Origin of the sequence: Enterococcus sp. 22-H-5-01, from assembly GCF_050310005.1 — a bacterium.
Classification (GTDB): domain Bacteria; phylum Bacillota; class Bacilli; order Lactobacillales; family Enterococcaceae; genus Enterococcus_A; species Enterococcus_A hailinensis.
The window spans coordinates 1027501-1044534 of record NZ_CP189993.1 but is presented as its reverse complement, the minus strand read 5'-3'; the positions used below and the strand labels follow the sequence as shown (position 1 = coordinate 1044534).

At 40.5% G+C, this 17034-nt stretch carries 11 protein-coding genes and 2 rRNA genes (1 of these 13 only partly in view); 8 read left to right on the top strand and 5 right to left on the bottom strand.

From position 1 onward, the window contains the following. The first annotated feature begins 33 nt into the window (after positions 1 to 33). The 3 genes from ACQKTA_RS05360 to ACQKTA_RS05350 all read left to right on the top strand — a co-directional run bounded on the left by ACQKTA_RS05360 (position 34) and on the right by ACQKTA_RS05350 (position 3994). The gene (locus ACQKTA_RS05360) at positions 34 to 1092 is read left to right on the top strand and encodes a DUF871 domain-containing protein (RefSeq protein ID WP_427814463.1); all 1059 of its coding nucleotides are present in this window, start codon (positions 34 to 36) and stop codon (positions 1090 to 1092) included. Continuing rightward, positions 1079 to 1975 (top strand): N-acetylmuramic acid 6-phosphate etherase, encoded by an 897-nt coding sequence (gene murQ, locus ACQKTA_RS05355; RefSeq protein WP_427814514.1) that lies wholly within the window; start codon positions 1079 to 1081, stop codon positions 1973 to 1975. The genes ACQKTA_RS05360 and murQ overlap by 14 nt, the downstream gene beginning before the upstream one ends. Positions 1976 to 2044: 69 nt before the next feature. Further along, positions 2045 to 3994 carry a glucose PTS transporter subunit IIA gene (locus ACQKTA_RS05350; protein ID WP_427814462.1) on the top strand — a complete coding sequence of 650 codons (1950 nt, stop codon included), beginning with the start codon at positions 2045 to 2047 and terminating at the stop codon, positions 3992 to 3994. 41 nt (positions 3995 to 4035) lie between these two features. Here the strand turns inward: ACQKTA_RS05350 and ACQKTA_RS05345 are convergent, their stop codons facing one another. Beyond that, positions 4036 to 4887, bottom strand: coding sequence for a MurR/RpiR family transcriptional regulator (locus tag ACQKTA_RS05345; protein WP_407855378.1), 852 nt, complete (start codon positions 4885 to 4887; stop codon positions 4036 to 4038). 146 nt (positions 4888 to 5033) lie between these two features. On the opposite strand from ACQKTA_RS05345, the gene ACQKTA_RS05340 reads away from it, so the two are divergent. Continuing rightward, positions 5034 to 5654 carry a VTT domain-containing protein gene (locus ACQKTA_RS05340; protein WP_427814461.1) on the top strand — a complete coding sequence of 207 codons (621 nt, stop codon included), beginning with the start codon at positions 5034 to 5036 and terminating at the stop codon, positions 5652 to 5654. A gap of 29 nt (positions 5655 to 5683) precedes the next feature. On the opposite strand, the gene ACQKTA_RS05335 is transcribed toward ACQKTA_RS05340, so the two are convergent. The 4 genes from ACQKTA_RS05335 to ACQKTA_RS05320 all read right to left on the bottom strand — a co-directional run bounded on the left by ACQKTA_RS05335 (position 5684) and on the right by ACQKTA_RS05320 (position 10568). Next, a complete protein-coding gene (locus ACQKTA_RS05335; RefSeq protein WP_427814460.1) occupies positions 5684 to 6469 on the bottom strand; it encodes a metallophosphoesterase in 786 nt (261 codons plus the stop codon). 106 nt (positions 6470 to 6575) lie between these two features. Beyond that, entirely contained in the window at positions 6576 to 7586 is a 1011-nt protein-coding gene (locus tag ACQKTA_RS05330) for a LacI family DNA-binding transcriptional regulator (RefSeq protein WP_427814459.1), read from the bottom strand. A 47-nt stretch (positions 7587 to 7633) separates the two neighbouring features. Then, positions 7634 to 8290, bottom strand: a complete 657-nt coding sequence (gene pgmB, locus ACQKTA_RS05325) for a beta-phosphoglucomutase (RefSeq protein ID WP_427814458.1) — start codon at positions 8288 to 8290, stop codon at positions 7634 to 7636. Continuing rightward, positions 8283 to 10568, bottom strand: coding sequence for a glycoside hydrolase family 65 protein (locus tag ACQKTA_RS05320; RefSeq protein WP_427814457.1), 2286 nt, complete (start codon positions 10566 to 10568; stop codon positions 8283 to 8285). The genes pgmB and ACQKTA_RS05320 overlap by 8 nt, the downstream gene beginning before the upstream one ends. A gap of 203 nt (positions 10569 to 10771) precedes the next feature. Here ACQKTA_RS05320 and ACQKTA_RS05315 point away from each other — a divergent pair, with 203 nt between their 5' ends. The 4 genes from ACQKTA_RS05315 to ACQKTA_RS05300 all read left to right on the top strand — a co-directional run. Then, positions 10772 to 12955 carry a PTS transporter subunit IIBC gene (locus ACQKTA_RS05315; RefSeq protein WP_427814456.1) on the top strand — a complete coding sequence of 728 codons (2184 nt, stop codon included), beginning with the start codon at positions 10772 to 10774 and terminating at the stop codon, positions 12953 to 12955. A 48-nt stretch (positions 12956 to 13003) separates the two neighbouring features. Then, positions 13004 to 13792 carry an endonuclease/exonuclease/phosphatase family protein gene (locus tag ACQKTA_RS05310; protein ID WP_427814455.1) on the top strand — a complete coding sequence of 263 codons (789 nt, stop codon included), beginning with the start codon at positions 13004 to 13006 and terminating at the stop codon, positions 13790 to 13792. 425 nt (positions 13793 to 14217) lie between these two features. Further along, positions 14218 to 15776 (top strand): 16S ribosomal RNA (locus tag ACQKTA_RS05305). 216 nt (positions 15777 to 15992) lie between these two features. After that, a 23S ribosomal RNA gene (locus ACQKTA_RS05300) occupies positions 15993 to 17034 on the top strand; it runs 1871 nt beyond the window's last position. The 16S and 23S rRNA genes sit together here, the layout of an rRNA operon.

Below are 17034 nucleotides of genomic sequence, written 5' to 3'. Positions count from 1 at the left end.
AAGTTAAACGGTTTCATTATAAGGAGGTTGCTCATGTTTGGATTCTCAATTTTTTTAAATCAAGAATTATCAACTGAGACAAAAGATTATATTAAAACAATGGCAGAAAATGGGTTTTCGGGAATCTTTACATCCTTACATATTCCAGAAGATGATGTCACTCAGTATCGTAAGCGCTTGATTGATTTGGGTGAAGTAGCTAGGGAAAATCACTTATCGGTAATGGTAGACATTTCTGGGGACGCATTAAAACGCGCAGGTTTTTCCTTTGATCGAATCGCAGAATTAGAAGCTGCAGGCATCACGGGGTTGAGAATGGACTATCATATCAGCAATCAGCAAATTGCAAAATTGTCTCAAGAGATCAATGTAGCGTTGAACGCTTCCACTATCACGGAAGAAGACATTGCGGAATTAAAAGCTGCAAATGCTGATTTTACACACTTAGAAGCATGGCATAATTATTATCCAAGACCCGAAACTGGTTTAGATAAGTTATGGTACCAAGAGAAAAATGAATGGTTGAAAAGCCAAGGGTTTACGATTCAAGCATTTGTGCCGGGAAATAAAAATTTTAGAGGACCTTTATATCAAGGGTTGCCAACATTGGAAGAGCATCGCCATATCCATCCATTGGCAGCAGCACTTGATTTACTTGCAGATACTGATAAAGTTTATCTTGGCGATAGCGGCATCAGTGAGCGTGTTTTAAAACAGTTTTCTTCCTATATAAAAGAAAAAGAATTGCTTTTACATATGGATAGCATAAATGAACAAAGTGAATGGGTTTTAGGAAAACATATTAACCGACAAGATGACGCACGCGATGTCATTCGCAGTGCCGAAGCTCGTTTCAAAAAGATCCCACAGGTCGACGCACTACCAGCAGTAGAAAGAGCGATTGGTGCGGTAACGATTGATAACGAAAAATATTTGCGCTATATGGGAGAGATCCAGATCGTGAAACAAGTATTGCCGGCAGATAAAAAAGTAAATGTTGTCGGTCACATTATCGAAGCAGATCAAGCGTTGATTAAAAAGATCAGCGCCGGACATAAATTTAGTTTGGAAAGAGTGGATAAAAATGATTAATTTAGAAAATCTAACAACAGAACGCAGAAATGAAACAACTTTTGGTTTAGATGAAATGAGTGTGAGTCAAGCAGTCAAATTGATGAATCAAGAAGATCATAAAGTAGCAGATGCAGTAGCCGATCAATTACCACAAATTGAAAAAGTTGTCGAAGCAACAATCGCTGGTTTTAAAAAAGGTGGGCGCTTGATTTATATGGGTGCTGGAACTAGTGGACGTTTAGGTGTGCTAGATGCTGCAGAGTGTGTACCGACATTTGGTGTGGAACCAGAAATGGTTGTCGGTCTGATTGCAGGTGGAGAAAAAGCAATGACTGTCGCAGTAGAGGGGGCAGAAGATAATGCTGAACTTGGTGCGCAAGTTCTGAAGGATCTGCAATTAAACGAGCATGATGTGGTTATCGGAATCGCTGCGAGTGGCCGGACGCCTTATGTAATCGGTGGATTGGATTATGCACGCTCAATTGGTGCAGCGACCGGAACAGTGGCTTGTAATAAAGATGCTGAAATCAGTAAACACGCGTCTATGCCGATTGAAGTAGACTGCGGACCTGAATTTTTAACTGGATCAACACGCTTAAAATCGGGGACAGCTCAAAAATTAATCTTGAATATGATTTCAACGATCAGTATGATCGGCATTGGAAAAGTCTATAATAATCTAATGGTCGATGTGAAACCAACCAATGAAAAATTAGTTGAACGTTCAAAACGAATCATTATGCAAGCGACGGAAGCAGATTATGAGACAGCCGCTCACTATTTTGAAGCCGCAGAGCAAAATGTCAAACTAGCGATCGTCATGATTTTAACGAATAGCGATAAAGAAGCAGCAAGTGAAAAATTAGTCCAAGCCGACGGATTCGTTAAGAAGACGCTTTAAGCAAAAATAAAACTGGAACGATGATCAAAAGTAATGCTCGAAACGATTATAAAATAAGGAGTGAATAAAATGGCAAAAGAAGAATTGACGTTGAATCAATTAGCGAAAGAAATCTATGCTGCTGCTGGCGGAATGGACAATGTTCAAAGTGTTGTCCACTGTATGACACGAGTTCGGATGAGTGTGCGCGATGACACGAAGGTAGATCAGGCAAAATTAAAAAGTATCCCTGGGGTTCTAGGTGTCGTTGATGACGAGCAGTTACAAGTAATCATCGGTCCAGGAAAAGTCAATAAAGTAGCAAAAGAGATGGTCGATCTCGCAGGTGTTGAACTTGGAGAAGAGTTGCCGCAAGGTTCGGGCAAAGATATGGTGAATGCGAAAGCTGCAGAAATGAAAGCTGCCCAAAAGGCCAAACAAAAGAAATCACCGATCAAGGCAGTTCTAAAAGATATTTCAAATATTTTTGTTCCGATGATTCCAGCATTCGTAGGGTCAGGATTGATTGCTGGTGTTGCAGCAATCATGGCCAATTTAATTACCGCGGGAACGTTAGACGCAGCCACATGGCAGCAATTTGTTGATGTATTGAATATTTTAAAAAATGGAATGTTCACTTATCTAGTCATCTACACTGGGATTAATTCTGCCCAAGTTTTCGGTGCTAACCCTACATTAGGTGGTGTTATCGGAGCGGTCGTTATGTTGACAGGTATGAATCCCGAGGCTCCGATTAAAAACTTATTTACTGGCGATGCCTTAGCCGCTGGTCAAGGTGGAATTATCGGCGTCATTTTTGCTGTTTGGTTATTGTCAATGATCGAAAAGAAATTGCATCAAATTATTCCGGATGCGATTGATATCATTATCACCCCAATGGTCTCGTTACTAGTGGTTGGACTGCTAGAGATTTTCTTGATCATGCCATTAGCCGGTTTTATCTCAAACGGAATGGTCGGCGGAATCAACTGGGTGTTATCAGTCGGTGGTGCATTTTCTGGTTTTGTATTAGGTGCATTATTCCTTCCGATGGTAATGTTCGGCTTACATCAAATTTTAACCCCGATCCATATCCAAATGATCGGTGAAACAGGTATGACTTTATTATTGCCGATTTTGGCAATGGCAGGTGCTGGTCAAGTAGGAGCGGCATTTGCACTTTGGATTAAATTGCGTAAAGACAAAGAACTGACTGAAATGATCAAAGGTGCTTTGCCGGTTGGTATTTTAGGAATTGGCGAACCATTGATTTATGGAGTGACATTACCACTAGGTCGTCCATTTGTGACTGCTTGTGTCGGTGGCGGTATCGGTGGAGCTGTGATTGGTGCAATTGGTGGTGTTGGCGCGATCGCAATCGGACCTTCGGGAGCAGCACTGATTCCATTAATTGCTAATGGACGCTGGTGGGGTTATGTTTTAGGATTACTTGCAGCCTATGCTGGCGGTTTTGTAGCAACGTATTTCTTTGGTATCCCAAAAGATAAATTAGCAGAACAGCAATTGGCAGAAAGTACTGTTTCCGCTGAACCAATGGTTGAAACGAAAGTTGCAGCACATTCAACCGATGTTTTTACCGCGGTGGCACAAGGCGAAGTTCATCCATTGGAAGATGCTGCTGATCCAGTATTTGCTGAAAAAATGATGGGTGAAGGTTATTTTGTTGAACCAACAAGCAATGAAATCTTTGCACCTGTAGCTGGGAAAGTATCAACGATCTTTCCAACGAAACATGCGATTGGTATCACGACAGATAGTGGTTTAGAAGTATTGCTTCATATGGGAATCAATACGGTCGAATTAGAAGGAAAACCATTTGAAGTATTTGTAACAGAAGGTCAGCATGTAACACCGGAAACGAAAGTTGCGACGGCTGACTTAGCGGCTATCAAAGCAGCTGGTAAAGGAATTTCGATGATGGTACTGATTACCAATATGAATGAGGTTGAAACCTATGTCTTGGAAAAAATTGGTAAAGTAAATGCTGAGACTGAAGTTTTCAAAGCTCAAACAAAATAAATAAAAAACGGAGAACGCGTGAAGCGTCTCCGTTTTTTTGGTTAAAAATATTTTTTTCGATATTCTTGCACGACTGCGCGTGTAGTATAGATTTTTTCAGCATGTTCTTTATTACGGCTAAGGTAAACATAGAATAGTAAATCGACTGTAATAAATTGAGCTAAAATCGAATCCGTTGCTGCACTGCGATAGGTAGCTTCAGTTGGTCGAGATGTTTGAAGGCAGACATCAGACAGTTTTGCTAAAGGGTTTTGACCAAACTGAGTCAAAGTAATGATCGGGATGCCTAAATCTTTGGCCGTTTCTGCTAATGCGAGCAACTCAGAAGTTAGACCCGAATTTGAGACCAACCAAATGACGGCTTCTTTTTGATGGAGTACTAATTGCGGCAAAATCGTATTGTAGTCTGGTTCGCTGATAATATTTTTTCCTAAACGACTCCATTTTTGAACGATATCAGTAGCGGCTAGATTAGAGGCCCCGATTCCTAAGACGTAACAAAATTCTTTTTCTTCAAGTAATTTACAGGCTTGCAAAAATTCCTCTTCATTGAAGAGGGCAGTTGTTTCATCAATCGTATAGCGAGCATTACTAGCTAGTTTATTTTTTAAGGTAGGAAAGGATTCATCTTGGCTCACATCACTGTAGGTGTTATTGCTCCGTTGCTGCATCGTTTCTGCCGAAAGTTCGATTTTAAGATCGGTTAAACTATTAAAGCCCATTTTTTTTGAAAAGCGCACCACTGTTGGCGCGCTGGCGCCTGAAGCTTCAGCGATTTCGTTCGCTGTCATACTCGCAGCTTTTTCACTGTTATCGCGAATGAATAGATAGATTTTTTTTTCTGCAGTCGACATATCGTTCTGCATGCTCTTCATATGAGAAAGAACGCTCATAAAAAAACTCCTTTTGTTCTTTTTTGTTATTATACCACGTTACTAATAAAATTTATTTTTTCTATAGAAAGACAGATCAAACTTTCTTTTTTTGTAAAAAGTCGTATGATAGAGAAGACTTTTATTTTTAAGGAGTATGAAAAAATATGGCTTTAATCGATTTTATTTTACATATCGATGCGCACATGGTTTCTTTAGTGCATCAATATGGCATGGGAATCTATCCCATTTTATTTGCAATCGTATTTATTGAAACAGGGGTTGTGGTTTTTCCATTTTTACCAGGTGATTCATTCTTATTTGCTGCTGGTGCATTGACTGCTTTGGGTGGAAGTGTCTTGCATTTACCTTATGTGATTGGTATTTGTATCATCGCAGCTATTTTGGGTGACACGATGAATTATTGGATTGGACACACTTTAGGCGTGCGAGCACTTTATCATAGTCCGATTTCCCGTTTTATAAAAGAGGATAAAGTAAAAGAGGCTGAGAACTTTTTTAACGAGCGTGGGAAGTGGACGATCTTCTTAGGGCGCTTTATGCCGTTTATTCGGACATTTATTCCTTTTATTGCAGGCTCTAGTAAAATGCATTGGGGTACTTTCTCAAGATTTAATATTTTTGGTGCAATCGTTTGGGGAACAGTTATTACTTTGGCAGGCTTTTTCTTAGGTAATATTCCCGTAGTCAGTGATCACTTCTCGCTGATCATGTTGCTGATCGTCTTTATTTCCTTGGTTCCAGTCTTTATCCCGTACATCAAATAAAAAATCAGTGCCTAAAAAAGGATCGGAATTTATTCCGATCCTTTTTCTATATGAAAATAAAGAATTTCTGGTGTTACACGAAAACGTAGCGGAGGACCAGTTGTGCCTAAACCAGTGTTCACTACTAAGTTTGTGGTAGAGCTAAGAGGATAGATCCCTTTATCATAGATTTTTGAGCCATAATTTTTATAAGGAAAAAAAGGAAAACGAATTTGCCCCCCATGACTGTGTCCAGCTAAAATCAGATCAAAAGAACTGATATCAGAGATTTTTTTAACTTGATCAGGTTCATGGACCATCAGAATCGAAAAGGGAGCAGGCAAAGGTTGTGTTGTATAATCAGGCGTTCCTTCTTGCCCGTCGTCGATCCCGGTCAAACTAATCCCATCTACTAAGATAGATTCATTTTCTAATAGGGTAAAACCACCATCTAGTAGTATTTTTTTTACAGCGACTGCACCTTCAGAACGATAATCATGATTGCCCAAGATGGCGAATTTTCCAACTGAGGCTTGAATTGCAGCTAATTGGCGACTGATAGCTTCACAGTCATGGGTTTGCCAGTAATTATAATTTTCAATCAAATCACCGGTAAATAAAATGATCTCTGGCTTTGACTGGTTCAATTTATGAACAATTTTAGTAAAACGTTCTGGCTGATAAAAAGGAGAGAAGTGGCTATCACTGATTTGAGCAATCGTATATGCCGATGATTCGCCTTTTTTTATTTTTAATTGAGTATTTTTTTCTACTTGAAAATGTTTTTCTACTAGTCGATACGTCTGATAACGAGAATAAATAATTGCCATTATCATGATGACTATTAAGCAGAGAGCGATCATTTTAACCATCCCTTCTATTTTTTAATAGTATAAAGTAAAAAAATGATCTGCCACAAGTTGGGCAGATCATTTTTAATGATTACTTAAGTGCACGGACAGTTTCACGTTGAATCAAATGATGGGGAACCACTAATTGGATTCCGCTAGACTGTTCATGATTGATTTGTTCTAATAACTTTTCTGTTCCTAATCTTCCCAGATCCGTCACATCAATGTCGATCGTAGTTAGATAAGGGTGGACCAAAGTTGCAAAAATTGAATTGTTGAAGCTGACCACTGAAAGATCATCAGGAACAGCATAGCCGTGTAGATTTGCCAACTGGATCATTCGCAAAGCAAAAATATCATCAATGATAACTAAGGCAGTTGCTCCAGTTTGATTAATGACTTCTGGAAATTTTGTGTAATCCTCTGGCTGTAACATCGTCACTGCCGGTTGAGTTGGTAATCCTGCAAGCATCAGCGCCTCTTGATAACCAAAATAGCGTTCAAAGAAAATCACTTCTTGATTGACGTTGCTGACAAATAAAATATTTTTATGTCCTTTTTCAATCAAGTATTCGGTTGCTTGTTTTCCCAGCAGCTGATTGTCGTTGTCGACATAAATGATGTCCGCTTCACGTTTTGCTGGACGACCGATTAAAGTAAAAGGTACTTTCTGTTGGTAAAGATATTCTGAAACAGGGTCATCTTTTTCCGAATAGGCTAGGATAAAACCATCCACTTGTTTTTGGCGATGCATACGCTGGACATTCTCTAACAGAGACTTGCTATTTGCAGCTGAAGCAACTGCCGTAGCAATCTGAAATCCAGCCGCTGTTTCATTGATTGCATTGAGTAACTCTAAGTATAGCGGATTACCTAAACGCTCTTGCGAATCCAAAGGGGGTAAGATCACGCCAATAGTATTTGCTCGCTGAGTTCCTAGATTTCGTGCGGTAGCATTCGGGAAATAATCCATTTCCTCCATGATTTTACGAACTTTTTTCTTTGTCTCTACTGAAATACTGGGATGGTCATTGATCACCCGAGAAACGGTAGAAGGAGAGACGTTAGCTTTTTTTGCGACATCTTTAACCGTCGGTATCATCGTTTCCCCATCCTTTCTTTCTTAATATAATTTATGAGAATCAGCTATCACTGCCAACATTTTTTTAAAAAATCGATCGTTAATTGATCTGTTTTGGCAACGAGTGGAATATCTGTTCCTAAATGTTTGACATCACCGACGCCGATTGGTTGTGCGCCGCTAGCTTTGATGGCAGCGATGCCGGCTTGTGCATCTTCAATCCCTATACATTCAGCTGCATCAAGACCAACTATTTTAGCAGCTAAAAGAAAAATATCCGGTGCTGGTTTACCCTGAGCGATTTCTGCTGGATCAGCGATGCCGTCAAAATAACTTGATAACGCCATCTGTTCTAACAGAAAAGGCCCATTTTTACTTGCAGAAGCCAATGAAATTTTGATATCGGCTTTTTTTAAGTCTTTCAATAATTCCAAAATACCGGGATAAACATCCGTTGGAGAAACGGATTGGATCATTTCGACATAGTTGTCATTTTTTTCTTTTGCTAATGCTTGGAATTCAGCTTCTGTAAAGTCATTTGAACGATTACCGTGAGCCAAGATCAATTTCAATGAATCTTCGCGGCTGACACCTTTTAGTTGTTCATTGAATTGACGATCGATTGAAATATCCAATTTATCAGCTAATTTTTTCCAGGCAAGGTAATGATATTCAGCAGTATCAGTGATCACACCATCTAAATCAAACAAAACGCCTTTAAACATTTGACGCCTCCTGTTCTAATGGGACTGTCATTGTATCGCTTAAAGAAATTTCTTTTCCATAAAGCATCATAGCTAAGGCCGGGCCATCTTTCAAGTCAATTTGAACTTCTTTTTGATTTACCGCCACCGAAATCAGGCGGCCTTGATAATTAATGTGGAATGAATAATGGTCCCAATCCGTTGGTAACATCGGAGCAAAACTTAATGTTCCAGTATGAGTCTTCATTTGAGCAAAACCTTGAACGATCGCTAACCAACTTCCAGTCATAGATGTGATATGCAAACCATCGTCGGTATCGTTATTATAATTATCTAAGTCAAGACGGGCAGTTCGCTGATACATTTCCATTGATTTATCGATCAGTCCTAATTCAGCGGCTAGAATTGCATGAATAGATGGAGAAAGGGACGATTCGTGAACGGTCATCGGTTCATAAAAATCAAAATTCTTTCGCTTTTCTTCCATTGTAAATTGTTCACCGAAGAAATAAATTCCTTGTAGGACATCTGCTTGCTTGATAAAACAAGAACGGAGGATCTTATCCCATGACCAATTTTGATTTAATGGACGATCTGCGGCTGAAAGGTCAGATGTAGGCATCAAGTCTTTATCTAAGAAGGTATCGTGTTGGACAAAAATTCCCAGTTCTTCATCTTTAGGGAAATACATTTTATCAATAATTTTTTGCCATTGAACTTGTTCCTCTTCAGTAATCACGACAGTTGTTTGTGCTTGATACTTTTGATAATTTTCTAAAGTGTATTTTAAGACCCATTGAGCTAAAAAGTTTGTATACCAGTTATTATTGATATTGTTTTCATATTCATTAGGTCCGGTCACACCGTGGATCATGTATTTGTCTTGTCGTTTTGAATAATGAACACGATCAGCCCAAAAGCGAGCGATCTCACTCAATACTTCTAGACCTTCTTTTTGCATATACGTTTCGTCACCTGTATAGGTAGTGTAATTATAGATAGCATGTGCCATAGCGCCGTTTCGATGAATTTCTTCAAAAGTAATTTCCCATTCGTTGTGGCATTCGACACCGGTAAAAGTAACCATTGGGTATAAAGCGCCTTTCAAGCCTTGTTGTTGTGCGTTGTGTTGTGCTTGCGGTAATTGGTTATGACGATATTTTAATAGATTTTTGGTAATGCTTGGATCAGTGATCCCTAAATACATTGGAACGGCATATGCTTCTGTATCCCAGTAAGTCGCACCACCGTATTTTTCACCAGTAAAACCTTTAGGCCCGATATTTAGACGCTCGTCTTCTCCATAATAAGTTGAGAATAATTGGAAAATATTGAAACGAATTCCTTGTTGAGCTTCATCGTCGCCACCGATTAAAACATCTGCAAGGGCCCAACGATTTGCCCATGCAACATTTTGGTCAGCTAGTAATTCATCATAAGAAAGTTGGAACTCTTCTAATAAAGTGACTGCTTTTTCTGGTTGCTGTGATTCTGGAATGTCCCGACTAGTCAATACGACCACTCGTTTTTCTAATTGAATTGGTTGATTGATCACTAGATCATAACTAAACGTCTCAGCTACCTCTAATGCATCTTCTTGTTGAACACCAACTGTTGAAGTGACATGTTTCATTGCTCCAGTAACTGAAAACTGCTCAATCCCAAAATTATTCGGAATGGTCTGAGTCGTCAGGAAACTGATGTCTTCTCGATGACCACGTGTTTTCTCTAACCAAAACATTTCTTCATAATTACTATCTTCATTTTGGACATTACTATCTAATTTAGAAATTACTTTTAATTGCGCTTCACCGACTAAACATTCAGCTGTTAACCGAATGACTGCTAACTCTTGTTTGACGATGCTTAAAAAACGCTCAAAGGTAATTCGTACTTTAGCATCATCAATAGTTACTATAAATGATCGAGTTAACACACCATTTTGCATATTTAATTCCAAATCAAACTCTTCAATAGGTGTAGTAGCTAAATCGATTTCTTGTTCATTGATGAATAAGCGCATTTGAATGAAATCTAAGGCGTTGATCACCTTGCCAAAATATTCAGGATAGCCGTTTTTCCACCAGCCTACGCGCGTTTTATCTGGATACCAGATTCCGGCAAGATAGGTGCCTTTATGATGATCACTACTATAATGTTCCTCAAAATTACCACGTATTCCCATATAGCCATTACCGATGCTAGTTAACGATTCTTGCAAACGCCGGTGTTCTTTATCTAGTTTTGTTGTGCGAATTTTCCAAGGATCAATATCAAAAAGTCGTTGTACGTTATTCATGATTCTCCTCCTCATTTCTTTTCTCGACTACATCATATACGCAATCGGTTGCACAAGTCAAGCAATGTTTTGTAGATAACAAATATAATTCATATGGCATATGATAATTTAAAAAAATTTAATTGTAAGAGTTTACAAAAATAGATAAGCGATATATAATGCAAATGAACGAAACCGATTGCGTAAATTTAGGAGGGAACAGCATGACGGGTATAAAGAAGATGTTTAGTTTTGAGTTTTGGCAAAAATTCGGGAAGGCTTTGATGGTGGTTATCGCAGTAATGCCGGCTGCCGGATTGATGATTAGTATTGGTAAATCATTACCAATGATCAATAGTAACCTTGGTTGGTTAGTAACCACAGGTGGCGTTGTTGAGAATGTGGGTTGGGCAATTATTGGTAATCTCCATTTATTATTTGCATTAGCAATTGGAGGTAGTTGGGCGAAAGAACGGGCTGGTGGTGCATTTGCTGCAGGGCTCTCATTCATTTTAATCAACCGAATCACAGGTGCGATCTTTGGCGTAACTGCTGAAATGTTGACAAACCCTGATGCAGTAACCCATACATTGTTTGGCCAAAAAATAATGGTCGATGGTTATTTCATTAGTGTACTTGAGGCGCCTGCATTAAATATGGGGGTATTCGTTGGGATCATTGCTGGTTTCGTTGGAGCGACGGCGTACAACAAATACTATAATTTCCGTAAACTTCCGGAAGTGTTGACCTTCTTTAATGGAAAACGTTTTGTACCATTTGTGGTAATTTTGCGTTCTGTAATTGTAGCAGTTGTATTAGCTTTAGTGTGGCCGGTTATTCAAACGGGAATCAATGATTTTGGTAAATGGATCGCTAATTCTCAAGATACAGCACCGATTTTAGCGCCATTTTTATATGGAACACTAGAGCGGTTGTTGCTTCCGTTTGGATTGCATCACATGTTGACGATTCCAATGAACTATACGCAATTAGGTGGAACGTATGAGATTATGACTGGGGCACAGGCCGGCAGTCAAGTATTTGGGCAAGATCCATTATGGTTGGCTTGGGCGACTGACTTGGTAAACTTAAAAGATGCTGGAGATATGTCTCAATATCATCAAGTGTTGACACAGTGGACACCTGCTCGATTTAAAGTAGGTCAAATGATCGGTTCAACTGGTATTTTGATGGGATTGACACTAGCAATGTACCGGAATGTTGATCCTGATAAGAAAAAGAAATATAAATCAATGTTTCTTTCAGCAGCAGTTGCTGTTTTCTTAACCGGTGTAACCGAACCATTAGAATTTATGTTTATGTTTGTAGCAGTACCATTATATGCTTGCTATGCTGTGATTCAAGGTGCCGCTTTTGCGATGGCCGATCTCATTCATTTACGTGTTCATTCATTTGGGAACATTGAGTTGTTGACGCGGGTTCCAATGGCTTTACGTGCTGGATTAGGAAATGATTTATTAAATTTTGTGATCACAAGTCTTGCTTTTGGTGTATTCACTTACTTCTTTGCAAACTTTATGATCAAAAAATTCAACTATGCAACTCCTGGACGTAATGGCAATTACGAAGTAGACAACGATGAAACACCTGCTAATTCAGACGCAGGAACAGCATCAACTGATAGTCAAATTGTTCAAATCGTTAATTTGTTGGGTGGAGCTAAAAATATCGTTGATGTTGATGCTTGTATGACTCGACTACGTGTATCCGTCAATGATCATTCGATGGTCGGCACAGAAGAACAATGGAAAAAAGCCGGGGCAATGGGTCTTTTAGTAAAGGACAACGGTGTACAAGCGGTTTATGGTCCTAAAGCTGATATTTTAAAATCAGATATTCAAGATTTATTAGATTCGGGTGTAGAAATACCAACTACTATGCTTCCGCTGACTTCCTCAGCTGAAGAAACATCCGCGACTATTTTTAAAGGGTTGAATCAAGAGTTTGTAGCTCCTGCGAATGGCCAGTTGATCCCGATTGATCAAGTTCAAGATGAAGTTTTTTCTCAAAAAATGATGGGTGAAGGGTTTGCTGTTGTGCCAGAAAATGGTGAAATCGCGAGTCCAATAACAGGAACAGTCGTTTCTGTCTTTCCAACTAAACACGCAATTGGTTTGAAAACGACGGATGGAATTGAAGTGTTGCTGCATATGGGTCTAGATACTGTTGATCTTGAAGGTGCGCCGTTTGAGATAAAAGTACATGAGGGAGAAAAAATCAAAGCAGGCAAAATCGTTGCAGATGTTGATTTGGCTAAAATTCAGGCAGCAGATAAGTTAACAACGATGGTGGTAGTATTTACTAATGGAGATAGAGTCAAAGCGTATCATTACGATAAAACGGGACTAGTCTCTCGAGGTGAATCCGTCGGTACTATTGACTATTAAAGTGAGGCGATAACAATCAAAGTATTAACGTTGAATACTCATAGCTGGATGGAGAATAAAGATACAGAGCAAATCGAAGTTTTAGCTAATAAAATTATGAAGGAAGAATACGAGCTCATGGGTTTGCAAGAAGTCAATCAACGAATCAATAGCTCTCCCATAGTAGCAGATCAATATTTTCAAGCAACATACAATCAACAAGCGATCCATGAAGATAATTTTTTATATCGTTTGATTCAACGGTTGAACAAATCAGGGTACTATTATTATTGGAGTTGGAGCTTTAATCACATCGGCTATGGGAAATTTCAAGAAGGTGTAGGTCTGTTAGCGAAGACACCTTTTGATAAAGTTGAAGGTTTACTAATTTCAAAGGCGTCGGATCCTGCAGATTATCATACGAGAAAAGTCCTACTTGGAGAATTAACTATTGATGGACATAATGTAATAGTAGTAAGTGGTCATTTCTCTTGGTGGGAAGATCAAGCTTTTCATTTTGAATGGAAGAGATTAGAACAACAATTAATGGGAGAAGATAAGGATTTTATTCTTTTAGGTGATTTCAATAATGATGCAAGTATGAATGAAGAAGGATATGAACTTATCCAAAATAGTCCGCTACAGTTACAAGATAGTTTCAAATGCGCTGAAGAAGTAAGCGGAGAGTATACTGTTGAAAAGGCAATTGATGGTTGGGCAGATAATTTATCCAAATTACGAATAGACTACATTTTTGCATCAAGATCATTTCTAGTGAAAAATTATAAAAGTGTTTTTGATGACGATAATGGAGTGAAAATTAGTGATCATTATGGAATAGAAGTAGAGATGGATTAGCGTTTAGCTAATCCATTTTCTTGTATAATGAAATGTTTTTGAAAAACTTTTGAAAAAATATTGACATTATATTTCAGTATGATATTGTCAATAACGTTGTTGAAACACATTGATATAACAACGGAAAATAGTTGTTGACAAGCAAATGTATGAATGCTATTATTACAAAGTTGTTAATTAGCTTTCAAACTTCTTTCAAAAATAATTGAAAATAGTTATTGACATTAACCTTTAAATCTGTTATGATATAAAAGTTGCTGAGACAAAGCAACAAGCAATGTAGACCTTTGAAAACTGAACGAATAAAACAAACCAAATGTGTAGGGCGTTTCTTTTAATAGAAACAAACAAAACATAGCAAGCAATATGCTAGCAAGTCAATTTTTAAAATTGAGCTTAACAATCGTAAGATTGTTTCAAACACTTTTTATGAGAGTTTGATCCTGGCTCAGGACGAACGCTGGCGGCGTGCCTAATACATGCAAGTCGAACGCTTTTTCTTTCACCGGAGCTTGCTCCACCGAAAGAAAAAGAGTGGCGAACGGGTGAGTAACACGTGGATAACCTACCCTCAAGCGGGGGATAACACTTGGAAACAGGTGCTAATACCGCATAACAAAGAAAACCGCATGGTTTTCTTTTGAAAGGCGCTTTTGCGTCACTTGAGGATGGATCCGCGGTGCATTAGCTAGTTGGTGAGGTAACGGCTCACCAAGGCAACGATGCATAGCCGACCTGAGAGGGTGATCGGCCACATTGGGACTGAGACACGGCCCAAACTCCTACGGGAGGCAGCAGTAGGGAATCTTCGGCAATGGACGAAAGTCTGACCGAGCAACGCCGCGTGAGTGAAGAAGGTTTTCGGATCGTAAAACTCTGTTGTTAGAGAAGAACAAGGATGAGAGTAAAAAGTTCATCCCTTGACGGTATCTAACCAGAAAGCCACGGCTAACTACGTGCCAGCAGCCGCGGTAATACGTAGGTGGCAAGCGTTGTCCGGATTTATTGGGCGTAAAGCGAGCGCAGGCGGTTTCTTAAGTCTGATGTGAAAGCCCCCGGCTCAACCGGGGAGGGTCATTGGAAACTGGGGAACTTGAGTGCAGAAGAGGAGAGTGGAATTCCATGTGTAGCGGTGAAATGCGTAGATATATGGAGGAACACCAGTGGCGAAGGCGGCTCTCTGGTCTGTAACTGACGCTGAGGCTCGAAAGCGTGGGGAGCAAACAGGATTAGATACCCTGGTAGTCCACGCCGTAAACGATGAGTGCTAAGTGTTGGAGGGTTTCCGCCCTTCAGTGCTGCAGCTAACGCATTAAGCACTCCGCCTGGGGAGTACGACCGCAAGGTTGAAACTCAAAGGAATTGACGGGGGCCCGCACAAGCGGTGGAGCATGTGGTTTAATTCGAAGCAACGCGAAGAACCTTACCAGGTCTTGACATCCTTTGACCACTCTAGAGATAGAGCTTCCCCTTCGGGGGCAAAGTGACAGGTGGTGCATGGTTGTCGTCAGCTCGTGTCGTGAGATGTTGGGTTAAGTCCCGCAACGAGCGCAACCCTTATTGTTAGTTGCCATCATTTAGTTGGGCACTCTAGCAAGACTGCCGGTGACAAACCGGAGGAAGGTGGGGATGACGTCAAATCATCATGCCCCTTATGACCTGGGCTACACACGTGCTACAATGGGAAGTACAACGAGTCGCGAAGTCGCGAGGCTAAGCTAATCTCTTAAAGCTTCTCTCAGTTCGGATTGTAGGCTGCAACTCGCCTACATGAAGCCGGAATCGCTAGTAATCGCGGATCAGCACGCCGCGGTGAATACGTTCCCGGGCCTTGTACACACCGCCCGTCACACCACGAGAGTTTGTAACACCCGAAGTCGGTGAGGTAACCTTTTGGAGCCAGCCGCCTAAGGTGGGATAGATGATTGGGGTGAAGTCGTAACAAGGTAGCCGTATCGGAAGGTGCGGCTGGATCACCTCCTTTCTAAGGAATATTACGGAGACTACACAGGTTATTTTATTCGTTCAGTTTTGAGAGGTTTACTCTCAATCGTTCATTGAAAACTGGATACAGAAACAAACCAAACAAACCGAGAACACCGCGTTGAATGAGTTTTTTAATAAGTTCAATTGCTTATTTTATTACTAAGGAACATGATCGCTCATGGAAATTAGTAAGACCCAACCGAAAGGTTGATAAGGTTAAGTGAATAAGGGCGCACGGTGGATGCCTTGGCACTAGGAGCCGATGAAGGACGGGACTAACACCGATATGCTTCGGGGAGCTGTAAGTAAGCTTTGATCCGGAGATTTCCGAATGGGGAAACCCAGCATCTTTTATAGGATGTTACTTTTCAGTGAATACATAGCTGATTAGAGGTAGACGCAGAGAACTGAAACATCTAAGTACCTGCAGGAAGAGAAAGAAAATTCGATTCCCTGAGTAGCGGCGAGCGAAACGGGAAAAGCCCAAACCAAGAGGCTTGCCTCTTGGGGTTGTAGGACTCCGATATGGTAGTCCAGTGAGATAGTCGAAGGACCTGGAAAGGTCTGCTAGAAAGGGTAAAAGCCCCGTAGACAAAATTTGACTGGCACCTAGGAGGATCCTGAGTACGGCGGAACACGAGGAATTCCGTCGGAATCCGGGAGGACCATCTCCCAAGGCTAAATACTCCCTAGTGACCGATAGTGAACCAGTACCGTGAGGGAAAGGTGAAAAGCACCCCGGAAGGGGAGTGAAATAGATCCTGAAACCGTGTGCCTACAACAAGTTAAAGCCCGTTAATGGGTGATAGCGTGCCTTTTGTAGAATGAACCGGCGAGTTACGATTACTTGCGAGGTTAAGTTGAAAAAACGGAGCCGTAGCGAAAGCGAGTCTGAATAGGGCGAATGAGTAAGTGGTCGTAGACCCGAAACCATGTGATCTACCCATGTCCAGGTTGAAGGTGCGGTAAAACGCACTGGAGGACCGAACCCACGTACGTTGAAAAGTGCGGGGATGAGGTGTGGGTAGCGGAGAAATTCCAAACGAACTTGGAGATAGCTGGTTCTCTCCGAAATAGCTTTAGGGCTAGCCTCAGAGTAAGAATGATGGAGGTAGAGCACTGTTTGGACTAGGGGCCCATCTCGGGTTACCGAATTCAGATAAACTCCGAATGCCATCCATTCATCTCTGGGAGTCAGACTGTGAGTGATAAGATCCATAGTCGAAAGGGAAACAGCCCAGACCACCAGCTAAGGT

What these genes read in the sequence shown, in the direction of transcription:
- ACQKTA_RS05350 (WP_427814462.1), top strand. Translation starts at nt 2,045, where the DNA reads ATGGCAAAAGAAGAATTGACGTTGAATCAATTAGCGAAAGAAATCTAT.
- ACQKTA_RS05320 (WP_427814457.1), bottom strand. Translation starts at nt 10,568, where the DNA reads ATGAATAACGTACAACGACTTTTTGATATTGATCCTTGGAAAATTCGC.
- ACQKTA_RS05315 (WP_427814456.1), top strand. Translation starts at nt 10,772, where the DNA reads ATGACGGGTATAAAGAAGATGTTTAGTTTTGAGTTTTGGCAAAAATTC.
- ACQKTA_RS05340 (WP_427814461.1), top strand. Translation starts at nt 5,034, where the DNA reads ATGGCTTTAATCGATTTTATTTTACATATCGATGCGCACATGGTTTCT.
- ACQKTA_RS05345 (WP_407855378.1), bottom strand. Translation starts at nt 4,887, where the DNA reads ATGAGCGTTCTTTCTCATATGAAGAGCATGCAGAACGATATGTCGACT.
- ACQKTA_RS05335 (WP_427814460.1), bottom strand. Translation starts at nt 6,469, where the DNA reads ATGATAATGGCAATTATTTATTCTCGTTATCAGACGTATCGACTAGTA.
- pgmB (WP_427814458.1), bottom strand. Translation starts at nt 8,290, where the DNA reads ATGTTTAAAGGCGTTTTGTTTGATTTAGATGGTGTGATCACTGATACT.
- ACQKTA_RS05360 (WP_427814463.1), top strand. Translation starts at nt 34, where the DNA reads ATGTTTGGATTCTCAATTTTTTTAAATCAAGAATTATCAACTGAGACA.
- ACQKTA_RS05330 (WP_427814459.1), bottom strand. Translation starts at nt 7,586, where the DNA reads ATGATACCGACGGTTAAAGATGTCGCAAAAAAAGCTAACGTCTCTCCT.
- ACQKTA_RS05310 (WP_427814455.1), top strand. Translation starts at nt 13,004, where the DNA reads ATGGAGAATAAAGATACAGAGCAAATCGAAGTTTTAGCTAATAAAATT.